The following is a 20,654-nucleotide window of genomic DNA, read 5'->3' as shown; positions in this document are numbered from 1 at the left end:
GCTGCGGGTAATTTCTTAGTTAAACACATCGGCGTTTTCGCCATCACCACCCGGCTTGGCGTCGGCCCCCAGAGAGAACACGTCGGGCCCGCCATTGCGCCCCGGGTTCTTGTACAAATAGGCGGCACCCCAAGGATCAGGAGGCAGCCCCTTCTTCAGGTAGGGGCCATTCCATCCCTGGGCCGTTGCGGGCCGATCCGCCAGGGCACGCAGGCCCTTCAGCATCATTGGGGTAACGGCCCGACGTCCAGCTTGAAAAGGTCCAGGCTCTGCTCAATTTCCGAGATCTGAATGCGGGCCGTCCTGGACTTAGCGCCGCCAAGTTGATCAAGCACCTTCGGGCCCACCAGCCCGGCAAGCAAGGTCAGAATCACCAGAACCACCAGCAATTCAATCAGCGTGAAGCCCGAGGAACGACTGCGACTCGCGCCATTGCTTTGATGCTGCAAAATTCGCGACATTCATTTCAAAATCTCTGGCAACGAAATCCGAGAATCAAGATAGTGTCGTTAATCGACAAAACACCACCCAGAATCGCAATAATAATGAAGGCAACCAAGGCCCCCAAAACGATAATAATCAAGGGTTCCATGGCCGCCAAAACGCGCCCCATGGTGCGACGACCTTCATCCTCGTAACGATCTGCCAAACCCAGCAGAGTAATATCAAGCTGCCCTGTTTCCTCTGCAACCCGAATAAGCTGCGGGGTGCTGGATTTCCCGAAGTAAGGCAGAGACAAACCCTGTGGAAAGTCGTTTGCCTGTTTTTACAATGCCCACCAGAGGTTCAATATCCTTGCGCAATGCGGTATTGGTCAGTGTGTCCACAGCAATGCGCAACGCATCCACCATGGGTACACCCCGCTGCAGCAAGATGCCGAAGGTGCGGAAATAAATAGCAAACTGCAGATTCCGCAACACCTTGCCGAACAGGGGGAGGTCCAACAGCACACTGTCAACACGCAATCGCCCCGCAGGCGTCGCGCCCCAGCGGGAGCCCAGGAAAAAGACCACCGTCAAGCCTAACAGGATTGCCATCCAGTGCGAGCGAATCAGATCACTGAGATCGACCACCAACCGCGTGGAGTAAGGCAATTTGTCGCCCATGGAATCAAAAATTTCCCGAAACTGGGGAACCACAAATGCCAGGAGCATCACGACGGACAGCACCGCAACAATCAGCAAGATGACGGGGTACGTCATGGAGGAAATGACGTAGTTGCGAAGCTTGTCTTCTGCCTCCAGTTGCACCGTGAGTTCTTTCAGAACCACATGCAGCGAACCAGAAGTTTCCCCCGCCCGAATCAGAACCAGATATTGGCGCCCAAGATCCCGCTCAAACGGCAGCAGCGACTGGTACAGAGACTTACCGCCACGCACCCCTTCCTCGACCTTGGCAATGAACGCTTTCAGCCGCTCCGTATTGGCCGTCTCCTTGAGCATGACCAGCGCCTTGTCCAGCGGCATGTTGGCCTGCTTGAGGTGAGCCATCTCGCGGCTGAACAAAAGGATCTCGCCACGTTTGAGCTTGCCTCCCCGGCTTTGTGGCTCATCTTGGGCAACTGCTGCCGACTCGTCTGCAATACGAACCGGCGTTACGCCCTGCCCAATGAGTCGCAGTCGCGCGGTCTCCACGTTCAGCGCGCGGATCGTCCCCTGGCAGGCCTTGCCATCGGACGTGATTCCATCGTATTGAAATTCAATCATTTTGACGCGCAACGCGCAGGACTTCTTCCGCAGTCGTCAGACCTCTGAAGACCTTGGTGGCGCCATCCTGCAACAAGTTCCCCCCGGCATAGGCGCCGTCCCCCCCCCCCAACGAAGAGCCTCTTTCGAGCACCACCTTTTTTACGTCTTCTGACATTACCAGCAACTCATGAACGGCCAACCGCCCTCGGTAGCCAGTCCCCCGGCATGCAGAACAACCGACGGCCCGATAGATGCACCTGGCCCTGCCTCCGCGGCCATGCCCAGGGAGGCTGCAGCCGCCTGTGCCTGATCCGGCAGCAAAGGCGCTTTGCATTCCTCACACAGCTTGCGCACCAGGCGCTGCGCCAGCACGCCTAATAACGGACGCCGTGATCAGATAGGGCTCCACACCCATGTTGATGAGCCGCACGATGGCCCCCAGCGCGCTATTGGTGTGCAGCGTGGACATGACCAAGTGGCCCGTCAATGCCGCCTGGACCGCAATTTCAGCGGTTTCGCCATCGCGCATTTCCCCGATCATGATGACATCAGGATCCTGGCGGAGAAAAGACCGCAGCACCTTCGCAAAGGTCAGCCCGATCTGGGGCTGGACCTGCACCTGGTTGAGCCATTGCAGCCGGTACTCCACCGGATCTTCCACCGTCAGAATCTTGAGGTTCTCGCCCTCCAGTTCCTGCATCGAGGCATACAGCGTGGTGGATTTGCCAGAACCCGTGGGCCCGGTTACCAGAAAGATCCCGTGCGGCACACTGAGCAGCTGGCGCATGGTTTTCAAAGTGGGTGGCGTGAAGTGCAGGCTCTCCAACGAGAGCAGGTCGAAGTTCTTTTCCAGCAAGCGCATGACGACCGATTCACCGAACATGGTGGGAATGGTGGACACCCGTGCGTCCATTTCCTTGCCGTGCACACGCAGCTTGGTGCGGCCGTCCTGCGGCATCCGGCGTTCCGCAATATCCAGCTGCGAAAGGATCTTTATCCGCGAGACGACGGCGGGGGCGTCCTTGTTATCGATTTCATCGTCAATGGGAAACATCTCGCCGTCCACCCGTATGCGCACCACAGATTTTTCTTCGTAGGTTTCGATGTGAATGTCGGAGGCCTGGGCCGCCACAGCCTGGGACAGGATCTGGCTCACGCGCTGGATGATGGGCGCCTCCGAGGCCATGTCCCTCAGATGCTCGATGAACTCTGAAGCCTCCGCCTGCTCGCCACCACCTTCTTCGTCTTGCGACGCATCCTGCAGATACCACTCGTTCAGTTGACTGGAGATTTCGGACTCCAGCCCGAAGCAAGACCCCTGGGCAGCCTCGCCCGAAGACGAGGCGCAGTGCATCGCGCAATGTCGGGCTCTTCGGATCTACCGACGCGAAGTCCGGCAGTGTCTGTTCGACATCGGAGCCATCGACATTTCCCAGGGGAAGCAGGTTGTTGGCCAACAGAAAGCTGGTGTTCAGACGCGATGTTTCCGGCTTTTCCTTCGGGAAAACGTCCTGGCGCACCAACGGCAACCCCGCCTGGCGCGACAGTGCGGCATACACGTCCGCCTCGGAAACCAGCCCCAGACTGATCAGCAGGCGCCCCAACCGCCCCCCCATGGAGCGCTGGACCTCTAGCGCCCTCTCCAGGTCATTGCGGGAAAGTTTTTGCTCTGCAAGAAGCATTTCACCCAGCTTGGGCGCAGCGGCATCAATGCTTTCGATTTCGATTACTTCAGCCGAAGACTTCATTACCTACGCCTTTGCAAATTTCCGAACCAGATACCCTGCAATTATCAAAATTCACCTTGCGAAGGAATCATTTGAACCACAGCAAACAGCGGCTCAGCCGATCCAGCTCGGGACCGACATAATAATGGCGATAGCTGATCAACCTGGACCATAAAGGCCGACCTCTCCAGGAAAGGTATTCTGACACGTAGCCCCCATCCAGCCCCTGGGCACGCAGCCGCAGCTGCAATGCACCAGCCTGCAGATAAGTGGCACGGCCCAGCCGCTTCACGCGGCGCACCACCCCAGGGCCGTCCGCGACCATGCGCCGCAACCGCGTCTTCAAACCCCGGTCTTTGGCGCCAACCTGGTTCGCACCGTGCTGGCGATACAGGATCAAGGGCCTCGCCAGGAAGGACCGGCGCCCACTGCCACTGACCAGGCCACACCACCAGTCGTGCATGATGACCTCGGCCGGAAGTGGCAGCGCCATTTTCAACAAGGCCCGGTTGACCATCATGGTGCAACCCGTCACCTGATTCACACTCAGGAGCGACAGCGGGGTGCAGGTGGCCGGGTCCATCTGCTGGTACCTGGCAAAAGAGGGGGACAGCACCGCCAGTCCCTCATCCACCACCGTGAGATCCGAATGCACCAGGCAGGGCACCTGCCCGCCATCTTCACCCTCAATACGCAACATCTCAGCGAGTGACGACGCTATTTTTTCCGGCAGCCAGACATCGTCTTGATCGCAGAAAACAGCCCACAGTGCCACGCCATCGTCCAGGCTGGCCACCATGAGGTTCTCGAAATTGCGGACCACGCCCTTGCCGGGAGAAGGGTTTGGCACCAGGACCAGGCGCGCGCCCAGTCGGGCTCGGTATCGCTGCAGGATCGCCAAGGTGTCATCCGACGAACCGTCATCGCTGACCAGGATCCGAAAATCCTGGTGCGTCTGGGCCAGGATGGAATCCAGCTGGTCCGCCAGGTAATTCGACCCGTTGTAGGTGGCCAACAACACATCGACCAGCCCAGCGCTCATGGGAACCACCTCATCACGCTGTATAGGCCAGATCCACCTGCCATAGCGCTCACCGCTGGGCTGCTTTCAGGCGCTGCGGCGGCGGGCACTCGGCGCGCATCAACGCTTCATAGGCATCGGCAATGCCGTCCCATGTGTAGTGCTCCGCAACAATGCCACGCGCACGACGACTGCGCTCTGCCTGAAGAGTCGCCCCTTGTGTCACCACGTGGTCCAGGCTGCGCGCCAGTTGCTCGGGGGTCTGAAAATAGTCGGCAGCGTCGCGCGCGACCTCCCGGTTGAAAGGGTTGTCATGCGCGATCACCCAGTTGCCGCAGGCCAGAGCCTCCAGCAAGGACGGGTTGGTGCCGCCCACAGAGTGGCCATGGAGATAGCAGGCCGCATGCACACGCAGGCTCTTGAGCTGCGCCGTGTCATAGACCCCCCCCACAAAGCGCACCCGATCACTTGCCAAGTTGCCCAGCAGCTGCCGCTGGTAAGGGGTCGCGCCCGACACATCGCCCACAACCACCAGGGGCCAGTCCCCTCCGTGGCGCACATAGCCCTGGACGATCTCCAGGACATGGTTCTCGGGTTCAGGCCGCGCTACGACCAGCATGTAACGGTGGGCCTGCAACCCCCACGCCGACAGCACTGCAGGATCGGCGTCCTCGATCTGCACCAGTTCGGCGCCATAGGCGATAAAACTGCTAGGTGCTCCGCCGGGATAGGTCTGGCGGAACCGCTGCGCGATGGCTTCGGCATCGGCAATGAGGCGCGTGGCCACCTTGGTCGTCACCCACTCCATGCACCGCAGGTAAAGGCGAGCACCCCAGCCCCATTTGCTGCGGGCCCATTCCAGCCCGTCAACATTGATCCAGACCGGCACGCCGAAGACGCGCGGCCACCAGCAGGCCCAGGCCGCACCATAGCCCAGCATGTAGACGAGGTCGTAGTCACGGCGCGCATCCCACAGGCAAGCGCAATCGTAGGCCAGCACCGAGGCCGCGCCCCAACGGGGACGGCGCCGGGTGCGGACCCGGACCCCTTGGTACAAGGTGTCTGCAACCGGGCGATCCCCGCCCTCGGCATAGACCGTGACCTGGTGCCCACGGGCGACCAGTCGCGTAGCCAACTGCTCGGCAAAGGTCTCAAAACCGCCGTAGCTTGCAGGAATACCCCGCGCCCCAAGGATGGCAATGCGCAATGAGGCTGGAGGGCTATCGGCTCCGGGGGCCTGGGGCGCTGGAGCCAGAGAGCCCGTCAAAGGTCGGCCTCGGCCAGCCAACGCCCTGCCTGGTCTTTCGCAGACAGTTGGATGGTCGCCTCCACGGAAGGCCAGGCAATGGCCAGCTGCGGGTCGTCCCAGCGGATGCAGCGCTCGTGCTCGGGGCTGTAGTAGTCCGTGGTCTTGTAGAGAAAGTCGGCCGATTCGGAAAGCACCAGAAAGCCGTGGGCCAGGCCTGGCGGCACCCAGAGCTGGCGGTGGTTGTCTTCCGTCAGCAGCGCCCCCACCCATTGGCCAAAGGTGGGCGAGCCCTTGCGGATGTCAACCGCCACATCGAACACCGCCCCACGCACCACGCGCACCAGCTTGCCCTGCGCCCGGGGTGGAAGCTGGTAATGCAGGCCGCGCAACACGCCCTGGCTGCTGCGGCTGTGGTTGTCCTGCACAAAATCGCACTGCACACCCGTGGCCGCCTGGAAGGCTTGCTGGTTGAAGCTCTCGTAGAAAAAACCTCGGCTGTCTCCGAACACCTTGGGTTCGATCAGTACAACGTCGGGGATGGATTGCCGGATAGCTTGCATGGCGGATCAATAGACCTTGTCATTCAATAGGCGCTGCAGGTACTGGCCGTAGCCGTTCTTGGACAGGGGTTGTGCCAGGCGCGCCAGCTGCTCGCTGTCGATCCAGCCGGACCGCCAGGAAATTTCTTCGGGGCAGGCGATCTTGAGCCCCTGGCGATGCTCCAGCGTGGCAATGAACTGGCCCGCTTCGAGCAGGCTTTCATGCGTGCCGGTGTCCAGCCAGGCATAGCCGCGCCCCATGATCTCGACATTCAACTGCCCCTGCTCCAGGTACAGCCGGTTCAGATCGGTGATTTCCAGCTCGCCGCGTGGCGAAGGCTTGAGGTCCTTGGCCATCTGAACCACCTGGTTGTCGTAGAAATACAGGCCGGTGACCGCATAGTTGCTCTTGGGCTGTTTGGGCTTCTCTTCCAGCGACAGCACCTTGCCCTGGTCATCAAACTCGGCCACGCCATAGCGCTCTGGGTCTTGCACATGGTAGGCAAACACGCTCGCACCGTCCGTGCGTTGCCGGGCATTGCCCAGCAGTTCGTGAAAATCGTGCCCGTAGAAAATGTTGTCGCCCAGCACCAAGGCACTGGGGGAGCCTGCCAGAAAGGCCTCGCCGATCACAAACGCCTGCGCCAAACCATCCGGGCTGGGCTGCACCGCATATTGCAGGTTCAGGCCCCACTGGCTGCCGTCGCCCAGCAGCTGCGCAAAGCGCGGCGTGTCCTGCGGGGTGCTGATGATCAGGATGTCGCGGATGCCCGCCAGCATCAGGGTGCTCAGCGGGTAGTAGATCATGGGCTTGTCGTACACCGGCAGCAGTTGCTTGCTGATGGCCAGGGTGGCCGGGTGCAGCCGGGTGCCGGAGCCTCCGGCCAGGATGATGCCTTTGCGTTGCGTCATGTGAGGGTGCCGTTCAGAGAATTTCAGCCAGCATGCGCGCCACACCGGCCTGCCAGTGCGGCATCTGCAGGCCAAAGGTGGTCTGCAGCTTGGCGGTGTTCAGGCGCGAGTTGTGCGGGCGGGCCGCCGGGGTCGGGAAAGCACTGGTGGGCACAGGCGCCACCTCGTTTGCTATTATTTTAATAGCTGAATTTTCAATACTGGCGCGCGACAGCACGTATTTTGCATACGCATTCCAGGTCGTTTCGCCTGCGGCGACGCAGTGGTACAGGCCCGCGTGCTCGGGGTGCTGCTGCAGGTGCCGGATGGCGTGGGCCGTCACATCGGCCAGCAGGTCAGCGCCGGTGGGTGCGCCCCACTGGTCGTCGATCACCGTCAGGCGTTCGCGCTCCTGCGCCAGGCGCAGCATGGTCTTGGCAAAGTTGCCGCCGCGTGCGGCGTACACCCAACTGGTGCGCAGGATCAGGTGCTTGGCACCAGCCTCAGCGATCAGCTGCTCGCCTTCGAGCTTGGTGCGGCCGTACACGCTCAGCGGCGCAGGCTGGTCGGTCTCCACCCAGGGCCGGCTGCCGCTGCCGTCGAAAACGTAGTCGGTGCTGTAGTGCACCAGCCAGGCGCCGAGCTTTGCAGCCTCCTGTGCGATCGCGCCGGGGGTGGTGGCGTTCAGCGTGCGCGCGAAGTCGGCCTCGCTCTCGGCCTTGTCCACGGCGGTGTGGGCCGCCGCATTGACGATCACATCGGGGCGCAGGGCGCGCACCGTCTCGGCCACACCGGCGGGGTTGGCAAAGTCGCCACAGTGGTCCGTGCTGTCGTGGTCCAGCGCGGTGACGGTGCCCAGCACCGACAGGCTGCGCTGCAACTCCCAGCCGACCTGGCCGCCTTTGCCGAAGAGCAGGATGTTCATGCGCTGGCGCCCGCCACGGCAGCTTGCTGCGGCTGTTCGTACTGGGTCTCCACCCAGTCGCGGTACGCGCCGGTCTGCACGTTGGCCACCCAGTCGGCATGCTCCAGGTACCACTGCACGGTCTTGCGGATGCCGGTGTCGAAGGTCTCCGCAGGCTTCCAGCCCAGCTCGCGCTCGATCTTGCGGGCATCGATGGCGTAGCGGCGGTCGTGGCCGGGGCGGTCCTTCACATAGGCGATCTGGGTGCGGTAGCTCTGGCCGTCAGCGCGGGGGCGCAGCTCGTCGAGCAGGCTGCACACCATGTTCACGATCTCGATGTTGGGCTTCTCGTTCCAGCCGCCCACGTTGTAGGTCTCGCCAGGGGCGCCCGCCTCCAGCACGCGGCGGATGGCGCTGCAATGGTCCTTCACATACAGCCAGTCGCGCACCTGCATGCCGTCGCCGTACACCGGCAGGTTCTTGCCGGCCAGGGCGTTCACGATCATCAGCGGGATCAGCTTCTCGGGGAAGTGATACGGCCCGTAGTTGTTGCTGCAGTTGGTGGTGAGCACCGGCAGGCCGTAGGTGTGGTGCCAGGCGCGCACCAGGTGGTCGCTGGCGGCCTTGCTGGCGCTGTAGGGGCTGTTGGGCTCGAAGCCGCGTGTCTCGGCAAAGGCCGGGTCGGTGGGTGCGAGCGAGCCGTACACCTCGTCGGTGGACACGTGCAGGAAGCGGAAGGCAGGACGCTCGCCCTCGGGCAGCGCAGTCCAGTAGGCGCGCACGGCTTCGAGCAGGCGGAACGAGCCCACGACGTTGGTCTGGATGAAGTCCTCGGGCCCGTGGATGGAGCGGTCCACATGCGACTCAGCCGCGAAGTTGACCACCGCGCGGGGCTTGTGCTCTGCCAGCAGGCGGGCCAGCAGGGCGGAGTCGCCGATGTCGCCCTGCACGAAGATGTGGCGCGCGTCGCCCTTGATGCCGTCCAGGTTGTGCAGGTTGCCCGCGTAGGTGAGCTTGTCGAGGTTGACCACGGGCTCGCTGGAGGCAGCAAGCCAGTCAAGAACGAAATTGGCGCCAATAAAACCGGCGCCGCCGGTCACAAGAATGGTCATGGGAAATAGGGTCCGTTCAAATGGAGTCGAGATATTACCTGCCCGGCATTTTCGCATTCAAATGCTGGGGTGCCTTGTAAGCGGATGTAGTCCGTTTGACTAAGCTGGCGACGCCGAACGACCGGCCACAAATCATCGACAATCACGCCTCTTGCTCTATACAGCGAACGCTTTGTCCCATGCCCCCTGAACGCTCAGAAACTCCACCCCTCCACCAGACACCGCCGCTTTTTTGGTGGATGGTGGTTGGTAGTGCCGGTCTGGCTCTGTTGCCCACCGCATGGACAGCGCTGGACCTGCGTGCGGCCGCCATTTTTCTGGGATCGGATGCGCATACCGGTGTCTTTCGGTGGTGGTGGGTGGAATTAATCAACCTTTATGTACCTGCGGTTTTCAGAGTCATGGTGTTCGTGGCACTTGGCGGGTGGATATGGACGGCAGTGGGCTCAAGGCGAAAAGATTGGCGGTTGCCTTTGGCCTTTGTTGTTCTGGCGGGCGCCCTGGGGCCGGGCTTGGTAGTCAACAGCGTGTTCAAGGACCACTGGCAAAGGGCGCGCCCCTACCAGGTACAAGAATTTGGTGGCACGCAACAATTCACCCGCGCAGCGGTCATAACCGACCAGTGCAACAACAACTGCTCCTTCGTCAGCGGCCATGTTGCTTGTGGCTTCTTTCTGGTGTCCCTGATGCTGATTGACCGAAAGCGCCGCAAGGCCTGGGGATTTGCGGGTGTCTCGGCTGGCCTGACCATAGGGTTTGCGCGCATGGCCGACGGTGCGCATTGGCTCAGCGATGTTTTGTGGGCCAGCCCCATCACGCTCATGACCAGTTGGTTGGTCTGGAAAGTACTGGTTCGCGTTTACCGCGCCTAACACCCTCCTGCGCGACGTGTGGCCTTACAGCCGAACAATGGAAAAAGCGGGCAACGGGCGACATGCAATCTGCGTAGAATCTTCCACAGACCCCAGTGCTCTTTTAGAAACCAGCAGGACCAGCCCATGGACTTAATTTTTGCCGACGAGGAATCCCCACCCACCGGTAACACAACGGCTGTGTCAAAGAAGCCTTGGTGCATTTTGCTGGTGGATGATGATGCTGAAGTGCACGCAGTGACCCGTCTGGCGCTCAAGGGTTTTGAGTTCCAAGGTAGCGAACTGGAACTCCTCAGTGCCCACTCTGCCCAGGCCGGACGCGAGATATTCAACGCACGCGAAGACATTGCACTTGCCATTATTGACGTGGTCATGGAAAGCGACCATGCGGGTCTTGACCTGGTCCACTACGTGCGCAACACCCTGGAGAACCACCGCACACGCCTCGTGATGCGTACAGGTCAGCCCGGTCAGGCTCCAGAAGACCGGGTGATTCGTGAATACGATATCGACGACTACAAAGAGAAGACCGACCTGACCATCCAGAAGTTGCGCACCTTGCTCTACAGCAAACTGCGCGCGTACCGTGATCTGTGCATCATCGAATACCAGCGAGATGGTCTTGCCCGGGTGCTGGGGGCTACGGCGATGGTTCAGACCGCGGAGTCTCTGACAGTTTTTGCTTCGGCCGTGCTGGACCAGCTCACTTCACTGCTGCACCTGGACAAGTCGGCCCTGTACTGCATCATTTTGCCGAATGCGCAAAGCGGTGAACACGAAACGAAAACCATCGCCGCAACAGGTGATTTCGTGCAGTACAGCACAAACGAGGCATGCGCCAACTTGCCAGAAATCGTATCAAAGCGCTTTGCCGAAGTATTGGCAAAAAAAGCTGGGCAGCACTTTGAGGACGCCTATGTTCTGTATTCTGCTGCCAAAAATGGCGGCGGAAACCTGTTGTACCTGAAACATGCCATGGCGTTGAGCAAGTTGGACCAACAACTGCTTGAAATTTATACCCAGAGCGTGGCGATCACCTTTGAGAATATCCACCTGCAAGACGACTTGCGGGAAACGCAGAAGGAACTGGTGTACACGCTGGCCGATGCCGTTGAAGCGCGCACCCAGAAAACAGGCGCACATGTCAAACGGGTGGCACTGGCCTGCGAGATGCTTGCCCGCAAGTACGGTTTGCCCGAAGCGCAGGTATTGCTCATCCAGAATGCATCGCCGTTGCACGACATTGGCAAAGTAGCCATCCCCGATGCCATTTTGCACAAACCCGGCAAGTTGAATGCCGATGAATGGGCACTGATGCAGCAGCACGCTCAGTTTGGTCTGGACATTCTGCAGCGCTCTCACCGCCCCTTGATGAAAATGGCCGCAGAGATCGCCCTGTCCCACCACGAACGTTGGGACGGCACGGGTTACCCCAACGGCTTGGCGGGCACGGATATACCCGTTTCGGCACGCATCACCGCGTTGGCAGATGTTTTCGACTCCTTGGGCTCACAACTCAGTTACAAGGAGTCGTGGTCGCCCGAGATGGTAGCCACCGCCATTCGTGAGGGCAGCGGACGGCAATTTGAGCCGGCGCTGGTGGATCTGCTCTTGGCCAATCTGGATGATTTCAACGCCTTGCGGCAACTGCATCCCGATGAAGCAGATACACCGGGACCAAGCGGGCACTAAGCCAGACCGCTGCGCACTGTGGGATAGTGCAGGGTTAGACGCAATTCGTGTTTCATTCGGTCGTTGACCATGCGCCGAGATTCATTCATGAAACTCAACAGCGCCAATGGCAGCTGTGTCGAGGCAGCGTCCCGAGCAATCCGAGGCGGTCGCTGCAAGCCGTACAAATCTGCGGCCAAGTCGAAATAATCGCCCATCAACAAATCACTGTCGTCGTTGACGTTATAGGCACGTTGCGGGGCACCGCGCCATAGCGCAAGGCAGCAGGCACGCGCCAGGTCGTCCGCATGGATATGGTTGGTGTAGACATCATCGACATGCTGCAGCACCGGTGTTCCTTTCAGTAGCCGAGCCCTGGGCGTGCCGCCTTCGCGGTCTGGGGCATAAATACCGGGGATGCGTAGGATGCTGGTGCGTACACCCGACGCTTGCCCCCAGAATCGTATGGTTGCCTCGGCATAGGTACGGCGTTGGGCTCTTGGGGTGCCGGCGCTCAGAGTGCGGGTTTCCGCCACCCAGGCACCACCGCAATCGCCGTACACACCGCTGGTGGAGCCATAAACGACACTGCGTGGCTGGCTGCGCAAACGCAAAGCGCGCACCAGAGCCTGGGTGCGGGGGTCCGTCCAGGTCTCCGACGGAGGTGGCGCCAGATGCACCACGCGAGTAGCCACGCCGGCCAGTCTGCGCAGACTGGCGGGGGTATCCAGGTTGCCCAGCAAGGGGGTGATGCCTTTGGAACGCAGCTCGGCGACACGTTCAGCGTGGGATGTCAGTGCCAAAAGGCCAACCTTGCCCCGCAAGAGACTCGCGACACGCAGGCCTACATCGCCACAACCGACAATCAGCAGGCGTTCACGGCGAAATCGCGCAGGCAAGGCGCCAAGGGGGGTCTGGTTTGAGGGCAAAATTGCTAGTCCGTTCCAATACAAGTATTCCTAGGATACCTACAAGATGACAGCAAGTAGTTCAGCGACCGCACTTTTTCCGTCGTGGTCCAACCCAGTGGCCGCACATTCAATGTGGCGAACGGTGAGACCGTGCTGGCAGCCGGCATACGCCAGGGTATTGGCCTGCCATACGGTTGCAAGGATGGCGCATGTGGGTCCTGCAAATGCAAATTGGTTTCCGGTACCGTTACGCATGGGAACCATCAGCTCAAAGCCTTGACGCTGGAGGAAGAATCGACAGGGTTTGTGCTCACCTGTTGTGCCCAAAGCGCAGTCTGATTTAGTGCTGGAATCGCGCCAAGTCACCGAACTCGGTGCCTTGCCAATCAAGAAAATGCCAACCCGGGTGATATCCCTGGTCAAAAAATCTGACGACGTGATGGTGCTGCAATTACAGTTGCCCGCCAATGACAGCTTCGCTTACCGTGCGGAGTCAATACGTGGAGTTCATATTGCGCGATGGTGCGCGACGCAGCTACTCCATGGCCAGCGCACCCAACCTCGGGCCCAGCATGGAACTGCACATCCGGCACATGCCGGGTGGCAAATTCACCGACCACGTATTTGGCGCGATGAAAGAGAAGGAAATCCTGCGTGTAGAAGGGCCATTTGGATCATTCTTTCTGCGCGAAGACTCCGACAAACCCATCGTCATGCTGGCCTCGGGCACAGGATTCGCACCCATCAAGGCCCTGATTGAACACATGCAACACCTGGGCTCCAAGCGAAGCGTCACTTTGTATTGGGGAGGCCGCAGACCTGCCGACCTGTACATGCAGGACTGGATTGCGGCGCAGTTGCAGGCTATGCCCCATCTACGCTATGTCCCAGTGGTGTCCAACGCAACCGCAGAGGATCAGTGGACAGGCCGAAGTGGTTTTGTACACCGCGCGGTGATGGAAGATTTCCCCGATCTGCGCAACCACCAGGTGTATGCCTGCGGTGCGCCCATCGTCATTGAATCAGCGCGTAGGGACTTTGTGGCACTAGCCCACTTGCCGCCGGAAGAATTTTTTGCAGATTCGTTTACATCCGAGGCGGACAAGGTTCAGGCGTAAAAAAGCCACCGCGTGGGTGGCCTTTGGGGTCGGTGATACCGCTTACTCGCCCAAGTAGGCCGCTCGCACCCGTGGGTCGGTCAGCATATCGGCCGCGTTGCCCGACATGGTCACAATGCCGGACTCCATCACATAACCACGGTTGGCGATGCCAAGCGCACGACTGGCGTTTTGCTCGACCAGCAGCACGGTCACGCCCTGTGCGTACACGTCTTTCACCACCTCGAAAATCTTGTCCACCATGATGGGGGACAAGCCCATGGAAGGTTCATCCAGCAGCAACACCTTTGGGCGGCTCATCAGTGCGCGACCCATGGCCAACATCTGCTGTTCACCGCCAGACATGGTGCCAGCCAGCTGGTCCTTGCGTTCACGCAGACGCGGGAAGATGGTGAACATCTTTTCCATATCTGCGGCAATGCCGTCTTTATCGTTGCGGATATAGGCACCCATCTGCAAGTTTTCGACAATCGTCATACGGGTAAAAACCCCGCGGCCTTCCGGCACCATGGCCAGGCCCTGCTTGACCAGATCCCAGGGGCCCTGGCCGCGAATGCTCTTGCCCAGGTACTCGATATCCCCGGCATTGATGGGCTGTGTGCCGGTGATGGCCTTCATGGTGGTGGTCTTGCCAGCGCCGTTGGAGCCGATCAACGAGACCAGCTCGCCCTCATGCACTTCGAAATCTACACCTTTGACGGCCTGAATGCCGCCATAGGAAACCTTCAACCCGGTTACTTTGAGCAAAGTCTTTGTTGTCATTGTCTTGTTCTCCTGAAGCCGCCTAGTGGCCGCTGGTGCCCAGATACGCTTCAATCACTTTTTCGTTTTTCTGCACGTCGGCCGGCGTACCTTCGGCAATCTGCTTGCCATAGTCCAACACCGTGACGCGGTCACACAGACCCATCACCAGCTTCACATCGTGCTCAATCAACAAAATGGTGCGGTTGTCCTTGCGGATACGGTCAATTAGTTCGCGCAGCATGACTTTTTCAGTGGCGTTCATGCCAGCGGCAGGCTCGTCCAACGCGATCAATTGCGGATCGGTTGCCAGAGCGCGCGCAATCTCCAGACGGCGCTGGTCACCGTAGCTGAGCGTGCGCGCTTTGTAGTCAGCAAATTTTCCGATACCAACATAGTCCAGCAATTCTTGCGAGCGTTTGGCGATAGCTGCTTCCTCCGCCTTGAAGCTGGCGGTGCGGAAAATTGCCCCCACCAAACCGGAATGCGTGCGAATATGGCGCCCAACCATTACGTTCTCCAGAGCCGTCATCTCGGCAAACAGACGAATATTCTGGAAGGTACGGGCAATACCGGCCTTGGCCACAGTGTGCACTGCGGTGGGGTGGTAGGTCTTGCCAGCCAACTCGAAGCTGCCACTGTCGGGCGTATACAAGCCGGTCAGCACATTGAAGAAGGTCGTCTTGCCGGCGCCATTGGGGCCAATCAATCCGTAGACCTGGCCGCGCTCGATCTTGATGCCCACATCACTGAGGGCCTGCAAGCCACCAAACCGCTTGGAAACGCCGGAGACGTTTAGTACTGTATCTGTCATGTTGTGTTTCCGTTCAGCTCTTCACGTTTTGCAGGGATTTGCCGTGCTCGGGCGATGGCCACAATCCGCGTGGGCGAGCCAGCATGACAATGATCATCGCCAATGCCGTCAACAATTGGCGCAGGATAGAGGCATCAAGACGTCCACCCGTCATCTCTTGCAGTGGACCCGCCACCTTAACCGCAACACATTGAGGCAGTGCCGACAACAACACGGCACCCAAAATTACGCCAGGCAAATGCCCCACGCCACCCAAGACCACCATGGCGACAATCATCACAGACTCCATCAGACTGAAGGACTCTGGTGAAATAAATCCCTGGAAGGAAGCAAACATTGCCCCCGACACACCGCCAAATGTGGCACCCATGCCGAACGCCAGCAGTTTCAGGTTGCGGGTGTTAATGCCCATGGCCTTGGCGGCGATCTCGTCTTCACGAATCGCCATCCAGGCACGGCCAACGCGAGACAACTCGAGGCGGTGGCAAATCACAACACTGAATACGACCAATGCCAAGAACAGGTAGTAATACAGCGTGACCGACGCCACTTCACAAACCCAATACCGACAATTTCTTACCAAGATTGATGCCAAAGAAATGCAGGGAATCGATACCGAGGATGCCCTTGGGACCATTGGTTATATTGACCAGGTGGTTCGGAGTTGTTCATGAACACGCGGATGATTTCACCAAATCCCAATGTCACGATAGCAAGGTAGTCACCCGCAAGCGCAGGGTTGGAGCACCTAACAACACTCCAAACAAGCCAGCAATCCCGGCAGCCAAAGGCAGGATGACCCACAGCGGCATATGCAAGCCATCCGGGAACATTGCGGCCAAGGCCGGGAAAGTCTCGGTTAGGTGGGGTGATGCCATGAGTCCATAGGTATAGGCACCGATGGCAAAAAACGCCACATAGCCAAGATCAAGCAGACCCGCGTACCCCACCACGATATTGAGACCCAACGACAGCAACACAAACAGCAGCGCCATGTCAATGATGCGCACCCACGCATTGCCAAAGCCTTGTAGCAGCAAGGGCAGTATCAGCAGGCCCACGGCCGCTGCCAGGAATACCAGAATTTTTTGTTGTTGTTTCATATGAATGTGCTCCTCAAGCCCGGTCCGCCACACGCTCACCCAACAAGCCGGAAGGCCGTAAGGTCAACACAATGATCAGGACGATGAACGCGAAAATATCGGAATAGTGGCTTCCGAGAACACCACCGGTCAGGGCGCCGATGTAGCCTGCACCAATCGATTCAATCAGCCCCAGCAGAATGGCGCCGACGACCGCACCGCCCAAGTTGCCAATGCCGCCAAACACCGCAGCCGTGAAGGCCTTCAGGCCCGGCAAGAAGCCCATGGCATGTTGTGCCGTACCGTAGTTGGAGGCATACATGACGCCGGCGATGGCAGCCAACACGGCACCGATGACAAAGGTTGCCGAGATCACCATGTCGGGCTTGACCCCCATCAGAGCGGCGACGCGTGGGTTCTCGGACGTGGCACGCATGGCGCGGCCCAACCTGGTGTAATTCACCAGCCACATCAGAACCGCCAGAGAGACCGCAGTAAAGCCCAGAATCATGACCTGCGTGGGCGAGATGACCGCACCGCCAATTTCAATTGGCGTATTGGACAGCAGTGTGGGATAGGACTTGAAGTTGGGCTTCCAGATGATCATCGCCAGCGTTTGGAGCAGGATGGACATGCCCATCGCAGTCAACATGGGCGCCAGCTTGGGACTGTTGCGCAACGGGCGATATGCCACTTTTTCAATAGTGAAATTCAGCACCGCCGCCACCACACAGGAGATAACCAAGGCGATGATCAGAATGATGTAGCCCGGTGTTCCCGGCATGGATTCCTGCATCATGCCGATGATGGTCCAACTGGTCAGAGCACCCACCATCATGACTTCACCATGGGCGAAATTGATCAGGTTAATGATGCCGTACACCATGGTGTAGCCCAGCGCAATGAGCGCATACATGCTACCCAACACCAGACCATTGATGATCTGCTGCAACAAAATATCCATAAGGGTTCTCCGATTTTTTGGCTGGCGCGCAAGTCACCAATATGTCGAACAGCAATCTGACGACGGGTCGTGCGGTCCAGTGATCGCTACCACTCCGTTAGCAAAAAGCCTGCCACTTCTATGGCACGACAGGCGAGTGGCAAGATTGTAGCCACCGGGCCATACAAGTCGAGGCTCGATACCCTTGGGTTTACCCCTAGCAAGGGGGGTACATCAGAGGAAACAGCAAGTTGTAAGCGCAGCTAATACTTGGGCGATTCACCCGCGTTGCGAGCCTTCAATTGGCGCAGTTTTTCAGCGATGCGGATCTCCAGTCCCCGCTCCACCGGACGGTAGAAATGGGTCTCGGCCATGCCATCCGGAAAGTAGGTTTCTCCGGCGGCGAAGCCGTCTTCCTCATCGTGTGCGTATCGGTAACCTTTGCCATAGTCCAACTGCTTCATCAGCTTGGTAGGTGCATTGCGCAGGTGCATGGGCACGGGCCGGGTACCGTCTTTTTTGACCAGGGCGCGGGCCTCGTTGTAAGCCTTGTACACCGCATTGGATTTGGGTGCCACGGCCAGGTACACCACACACTGCGCCAGCGTCAGCTCGCCTTCCGGGCTGCCCAGGCGCTCATAGACCTCGGCCGCGTCCAGCGCCATGCGCAGTGCGCGCGGGTCAGCCAGGCCAATGTCCTCGCTTGCCATGCGAATCAGACGGCGGGCCATGTAACGCGGGTCAGCCCCTCCATCGAGCATGCGTACCAGCCAGTACAGCGCGGCATCAGGGTCTGAACCCCGCACTGACTTGTGCAGCGCACTGATGGAGTCGTAGAACTGCTCACCGCCTTTGTCGTAACGGCGCATGCGCTCACCCAGCACCTTGAGCAGCCAGACATCGGTGATCTGCTCCACCTTCTCTTGCTGTGCGGCCACCGCCAAGGTCTCCAGCGTGTTCAGCAGCCGTCGGGCATCACCGTCCGCATAGGCCACGAGGCGATCAATCGCTACATCTTCTATAGCACTCAAATTAGATTCCACGAGGGCTCTGGCCACAATTTGCTTAAGATCTTCGGCCGTAAGCGGCTGCAACACATACACGGCAGCACGGGACAGCAGAGCCGAGTTGACCTCAAACGACGGGTTCTCCGTAGTCGCACCGATGAAGGTAAACAACCCGCTCTCCACATGCGAGAGAAAAGCATCCTGCTGGCTCTTGTTGAAGCGATGCACCTCATCGACAAACAAAATGGTGCGCCGGCCTTGACCCAGCGCGACCTGCGCCTGCTCCACCGCTTCGCGGATGTCCTTGACGCCACCCAGCACAGCGCTGATGCTGATGAACTGTGCATCAAATGCGTCGGCCATCAAGCGTGCAATGGTGGTCTTGCCAACGCCAGGCGGGCCCCACAGGATGCAGCTATGCGGCTGGCCGGACTCAAACGCCAGGCGCAGGGCCATGCCCTCGCCCAAAAGGTGTTGCTGGCCAATGACCTGGCCCAGGCTTTGCGGGCGCAGGCGTTCGGCAAGTGGTTGATGGGAATGCGGGCTGGGCTTGGGCACGGGGCGGCGGGTGGTGGACGAACCCCAGTTTAATCGTGCCGCCCTTGTTTGCCCCTTTGCATCTGGTAAAAGGGAGGCAACGACCTGTAACGACTGTACCCATGCCCGCTGCCTCCTCCCTTGTTACCCCCTTTGGTTCCGATAACACGGCAACTGCTGGTGCCCCAGCCCTGCGCTGGACCGATGGCGAAACACCCTGCTCTGCACTTTGGCGCTCCGAACGCGGCGCCGCCCCACCCAAACGCGTAGTCCTTGCAGACGACACCATCACCGCCGATGCGGCCTACCGCCTGGCCTGCGAAGGAACAGCCCTGTTATGGCGCGGCGATTTTCAGAACGCACGCCAGTTGCTGCAAGCCCTGGTGCGCCGCGTGGCACAGCCCGCCAAGCGCACACAACGCAAACAAAGTGCCAAAGTTTCAATGGCCGCCGAGGGCACGTCCGCAAAGCCTGTGGAGAGTGTGTTCAACCTCCACCGCCAGGCCCAGGCGCAGCGTGCGCGGGTGCTGGGCATGGTGCTGATTCCCATCCATGCCGACCTCAGCATCCCGCTGCGCAGAGCACCCGATGCACGGCAGGCGTTCACCGAGGCCTGGGGCATTGCCAACAACAATGACACTGCGGGTGCATCTGTGGTTTCGTTACGCGAGTTGTTGGGGCTGATCAGCGCCCATGAATGGCGCAAGAAAGGCGTCGAGATTGCGGCACTGGGCGCTGCGCCCAACAACCGCATCCACCCGCACTACGGCGTGTTTTCACCCGTGCGGGGGGAGTACGTCGATCTGGTAGCCAGTGCACTGAAGACCACACCAAGCACAGCGCTTGCATTTGACATCGGAACCGGCACTGGCGTGCTGGCAGCGCTGATGGCACGCAAAGGCGTGACACGGGTGGTTGCAACCGACCAGGACCCGCGCGCGCTGGCCTGCGCCCAAGACAATCTAAACCGTCTTGGCGTGAGCGCACAGGTTCAAGTCGTGCAAGCCAACCTCTTTCCCGAAGGCCGGGCGCCATTGATCGTCTGCAACCCGCCGTGGCTGCCGGCACGGCCAAGCTCACCGATTGAATACGCGGTGTACGACGAGGGCAGCCGCATGCTGCTGGGCTTTCTCAACGGCTTGCACGTGCACTTGGCGCCGGGTGGTGAAGGCTGGTTGATCATGTCCGACTTGGCCGAACACTTGGGTTTGCGTTCCCGGGGAGAACTGTTGGCGGCTATTGAAAATGCAGGCCTCGTTGTGTTGGGCCGGCTGGACGCAAAACCCCTGCACCCCAAGGCACAGGATGCAAGTGACCCATTGCATAAGGCGCGCGCGGCAGAAGTGACGTCGCTGTGGCGTTTGGCCGCAAAAGTGGATTGAGCCGCAAGGCGTGCACCCATGCTGGGCGCACCAATAGAAAAAGCCATCTGTCTTGCGACAGATGGCTTTCCAATTTGGCGGAGTGGACGGGACTCGAACCCGCGACCCCCGGCGTGACAGGCCGGTATTCTAACCAACTGAACTACCACTCCTGGTAGGCAATATTCGCTCTCTGGTCTTTCGACTTTCAAGCCAAGTCTTGCCGACTTGTGCCGTTTTAGCTTGCGCTAAAAACTTGGCGACCCTACGGGGATTCGAACCCCGGTACTCACCGTGAAAGGGTGATGTCCTAGGCCTCTAGACGATAGGGTCAAAACCTTGGACTAATCCGTTTTTCAGAAGACTTGGTGGAGGTAAGCGGGATCGAACCGCTGACCTCTTGCATGCCATGCAAGCGCTCTCCCAGCTGAGCTATACCCCCTAATCCTGATAACGCTGCTAACTG

The 20,654-nt window shown here is 59.6% G+C and carries 17 protein-coding genes, 3 tRNA genes and 4 pseudogenes; 4 read left to right on the top strand and 20 right to left on the bottom strand.

What is annotated here, in order from left to right; all coding sequences use genetic code 11:
• Nucleotides 1-15: 15 nt before the first annotated feature.
• From gspG to rfbB, 11 genes and pseudogenes are all read right to left on the bottom strand, one after another.
• A pseudogene (gspG, locus tag U5O12_RS12645) lies at nt 16-461 on the bottom strand (type II secretion system major pseudopilin GspG).
• A gap of 5 nt (nt 462-466) precedes the next feature.
• Nucleotides 467-739, bottom strand: coding sequence for a type II secretion system F family protein (locus U5O12_RS12640; protein WP_322578978.1), 273 nt, complete (start codon nt 737-739; stop codon nt 467-469).
• A complete protein-coding gene (locus tag U5O12_RS12635; RefSeq protein ID WP_322578977.1) occupies nt 666-1,706 on the bottom strand; it encodes a type II secretion system F family protein in 1,041 nt (346 codons plus the stop codon). Before U5O12_RS12635 ends, U5O12_RS12640 begins: the two co-directional genes overlap by 74 nt.
• Nucleotides 1,707-2,025: 319 nt before the next feature.
• A complete protein-coding gene (locus tag U5O12_RS12630; protein ID WP_322578976.1) occupies nt 2,026-3,042 on the bottom strand; it encodes a GspE/PulE family protein in 1,017 nt (338 codons plus the stop codon).
• Nucleotides 3,043-3,055: 13 nt separating this feature from the next.
• A pseudogene (locus tag U5O12_RS12625) lies at nt 3,056-3,304 on the bottom strand (secretion system protein E); the annotation flags it as partial.
• 199 nt (nt 3,305-3,503) lie between these two features.
• A complete protein-coding gene (locus U5O12_RS12620) occupies nt 3,504-4,457 on the bottom strand; it encodes a glycosyltransferase family 2 protein (protein ID WP_322578975.1) in 954 nt (317 codons plus the stop codon).
• 49 nt (nt 4,458-4,506) lie between these two features.
• The gene (locus U5O12_RS12615; RefSeq protein ID WP_322578974.1) at nt 4,507-5,703 is read right to left on the bottom strand and encodes a DUF1972 domain-containing protein; all 1,197 of its coding nucleotides are present in this window, start codon (nt 5,701-5,703) and stop codon (nt 4,507-4,509) included.
• Nucleotides 5,700-6,245 carry a dTDP-4-dehydrorhamnose 3,5-epimerase gene (gene rfbC, locus U5O12_RS12610; protein WP_322578973.1) on the bottom strand — a complete coding sequence of 182 codons (546 nt, stop codon included), beginning with the start codon at nt 6,243-6,245 and terminating at the stop codon, nt 5,700-5,702. Before rfbC ends, U5O12_RS12615 begins: the two co-directional genes overlap by 4 nt.
• A 6-nt stretch (nt 6,246-6,251) precedes the next feature.
• The gene (gene rfbA / locus U5O12_RS12605) at nt 6,252-7,136 is read right to left on the bottom strand and encodes a glucose-1-phosphate thymidylyltransferase RfbA (protein WP_322578972.1); all 885 of its coding nucleotides are present in this window, start codon (nt 7,134-7,136) and stop codon (nt 6,252-6,254) included.
• 13 nt (nt 7,137-7,149) lie between these two features.
• The gene (gene rfbD, locus U5O12_RS12600) at nt 7,150-8,040 is read right to left on the bottom strand and encodes a dTDP-4-dehydrorhamnose reductase (protein WP_322578971.1); all 891 of its coding nucleotides are present in this window, start codon (nt 8,038-8,040) and stop codon (nt 7,150-7,152) included.
• Nucleotides 8,037-9,131: a dTDP-glucose 4,6-dehydratase gene (gene rfbB / locus U5O12_RS12595; RefSeq protein WP_322578970.1), complete on the bottom strand. Its 1,095-nt coding sequence runs from the start codon at nt 9,129-9,131 to the stop codon at nt 8,037-8,039. The genes rfbD and rfbB overlap by 4 nt, the downstream gene beginning before the upstream one ends.
• Before the next feature lie 473 nt (nt 9,132-9,604).
• Between rfbB and U5O12_RS12590 the strand changes: the two genes are divergently transcribed.
• Together U5O12_RS12590 and U5O12_RS12585 are read left to right on the top strand one after the other, a co-directional pair.
• The gene (locus U5O12_RS12590) at nt 9,605-10,003 is read left to right on the top strand and encodes a phosphatase PAP2 family protein (RefSeq protein ID WP_322578969.1); all 399 of its coding nucleotides are present in this window, start codon (nt 9,605-9,607) and stop codon (nt 10,001-10,003) included.
• Between the two features lie 18 nt (nt 10,004-10,021).
• Nucleotides 10,022-11,695 (top strand): DUF3369 domain-containing protein, encoded by a 1,674-nt coding sequence (locus tag U5O12_RS12585; RefSeq protein ID WP_322578968.1) that lies wholly within the window; start codon nt 10,022-10,024, stop codon nt 11,693-11,695.
• Here the strand turns inward: U5O12_RS12585 and U5O12_RS12580 are convergent.
• Nucleotides 11,692-12,603, bottom strand: coding sequence for an SDR family oxidoreductase (locus U5O12_RS12580; RefSeq protein WP_322578967.1), 912 nt, complete (start codon nt 12,601-12,603; stop codon nt 11,692-11,694). The two genes, U5O12_RS12585 and U5O12_RS12580, sit on opposite strands and share 4 nt — an antisense overlap.
• A gap of 84 nt (nt 12,604-12,687) precedes the next feature.
• Here U5O12_RS12580 and U5O12_RS12575 point away from each other — a divergent pair.
• Nucleotides 12,688-13,703: pseudogene (locus U5O12_RS12575) on the top strand (CDP-6-deoxy-delta-3,4-glucoseen reductase).
• Nucleotides 13,704-13,745: 42 nt separating this feature from the next.
• Here the strand turns inward: U5O12_RS12575 and U5O12_RS12570 are convergent.
• The 5 genes and pseudogenes from U5O12_RS12570 to U5O12_RS12550 form a co-directional block, all read right to left on the bottom strand.
• A complete protein-coding gene (locus U5O12_RS12570; protein ID WP_322578966.1) occupies nt 13,746-14,465 on the bottom strand; it encodes an ABC transporter ATP-binding protein in 720 nt (239 codons plus the stop codon).
• 22 nt (nt 14,466-14,487) lie between these two features.
• The gene (locus U5O12_RS12565) at nt 14,488-15,258 is read right to left on the bottom strand and encodes an ABC transporter ATP-binding protein (RefSeq protein WP_322578965.1); all 771 of its coding nucleotides are present in this window, start codon (nt 15,256-15,258) and stop codon (nt 14,488-14,490) included.
• Nucleotides 15,259-15,271: 13 nt separating this feature from the next.
• Nucleotides 15,272-16,361 (bottom strand): annotated as a pseudogene (locus U5O12_RS12560) (branched-chain amino acid ABC transporter permease).
• A 13-nt stretch (nt 16,362-16,374) separates the two neighbouring features.
• On the bottom strand, nt 16,375-17,304 hold the full coding sequence (locus U5O12_RS12555) for a branched-chain amino acid ABC transporter permease (protein WP_322578964.1): 930 nt from the start codon (nt 17,302-17,304) through the stop codon (nt 16,375-16,377).
• Nucleotides 17,305-17,546: 242 nt separating this feature from the next.
• A complete protein-coding gene (locus tag U5O12_RS12550) occupies nt 17,547-18,848 on the bottom strand; it encodes a replication-associated recombination protein A (RefSeq protein ID WP_322578963.1) in 1,302 nt (433 codons plus the stop codon).
• Between the two features lie 101 nt (nt 18,849-18,949).
• On the opposite strand from U5O12_RS12550, the gene U5O12_RS12545 reads away from it, so the two are divergent.
• Entirely contained in the window at nt 18,950-20,209 is a 1,260-nt protein-coding gene (locus U5O12_RS12545) for a class I SAM-dependent methyltransferase (protein ID WP_322578962.1), read from the top strand.
• A gap of 75 nt (nt 20,210-20,284) precedes the next feature.
• Here U5O12_RS12545 and U5O12_RS12540 read toward each other — a convergent pair.
• From U5O12_RS12540 to U5O12_RS12530, 3 genes are all read right to left on the bottom strand, one after another.
• Nucleotides 20,285-20,361: transfer RNA gene (locus U5O12_RS12540), tRNA-Asp, on the bottom strand.
• An 84-nt stretch (nt 20,362-20,445) separates the two neighbouring features.
• Nucleotides 20,446-20,521: transfer RNA gene (locus U5O12_RS12535), tRNA-Glu, on the bottom strand.
• Nucleotides 20,522-20,554: 33 nt separating this feature from the next.
• Nucleotides 20,555-20,630, bottom strand: a tRNA-Ala gene (locus U5O12_RS12530).
• Nucleotides 20,631-20,654 lie beyond the last annotated feature (24 nt).

Origin of the sequence: Rhodoferax sp. (genome assembly GCF_034519335.1) — a bacterium.
In the GTDB taxonomy this organism is placed as follows: Bacteria; Pseudomonadota; Gammaproteobacteria; order Burkholderiales; family Burkholderiaceae_C; genus Allorhodoferax.
Note: the sequence above shows the minus strand (reverse complement) of the source record. Positions and strands in the feature narration are given on the sequence as shown.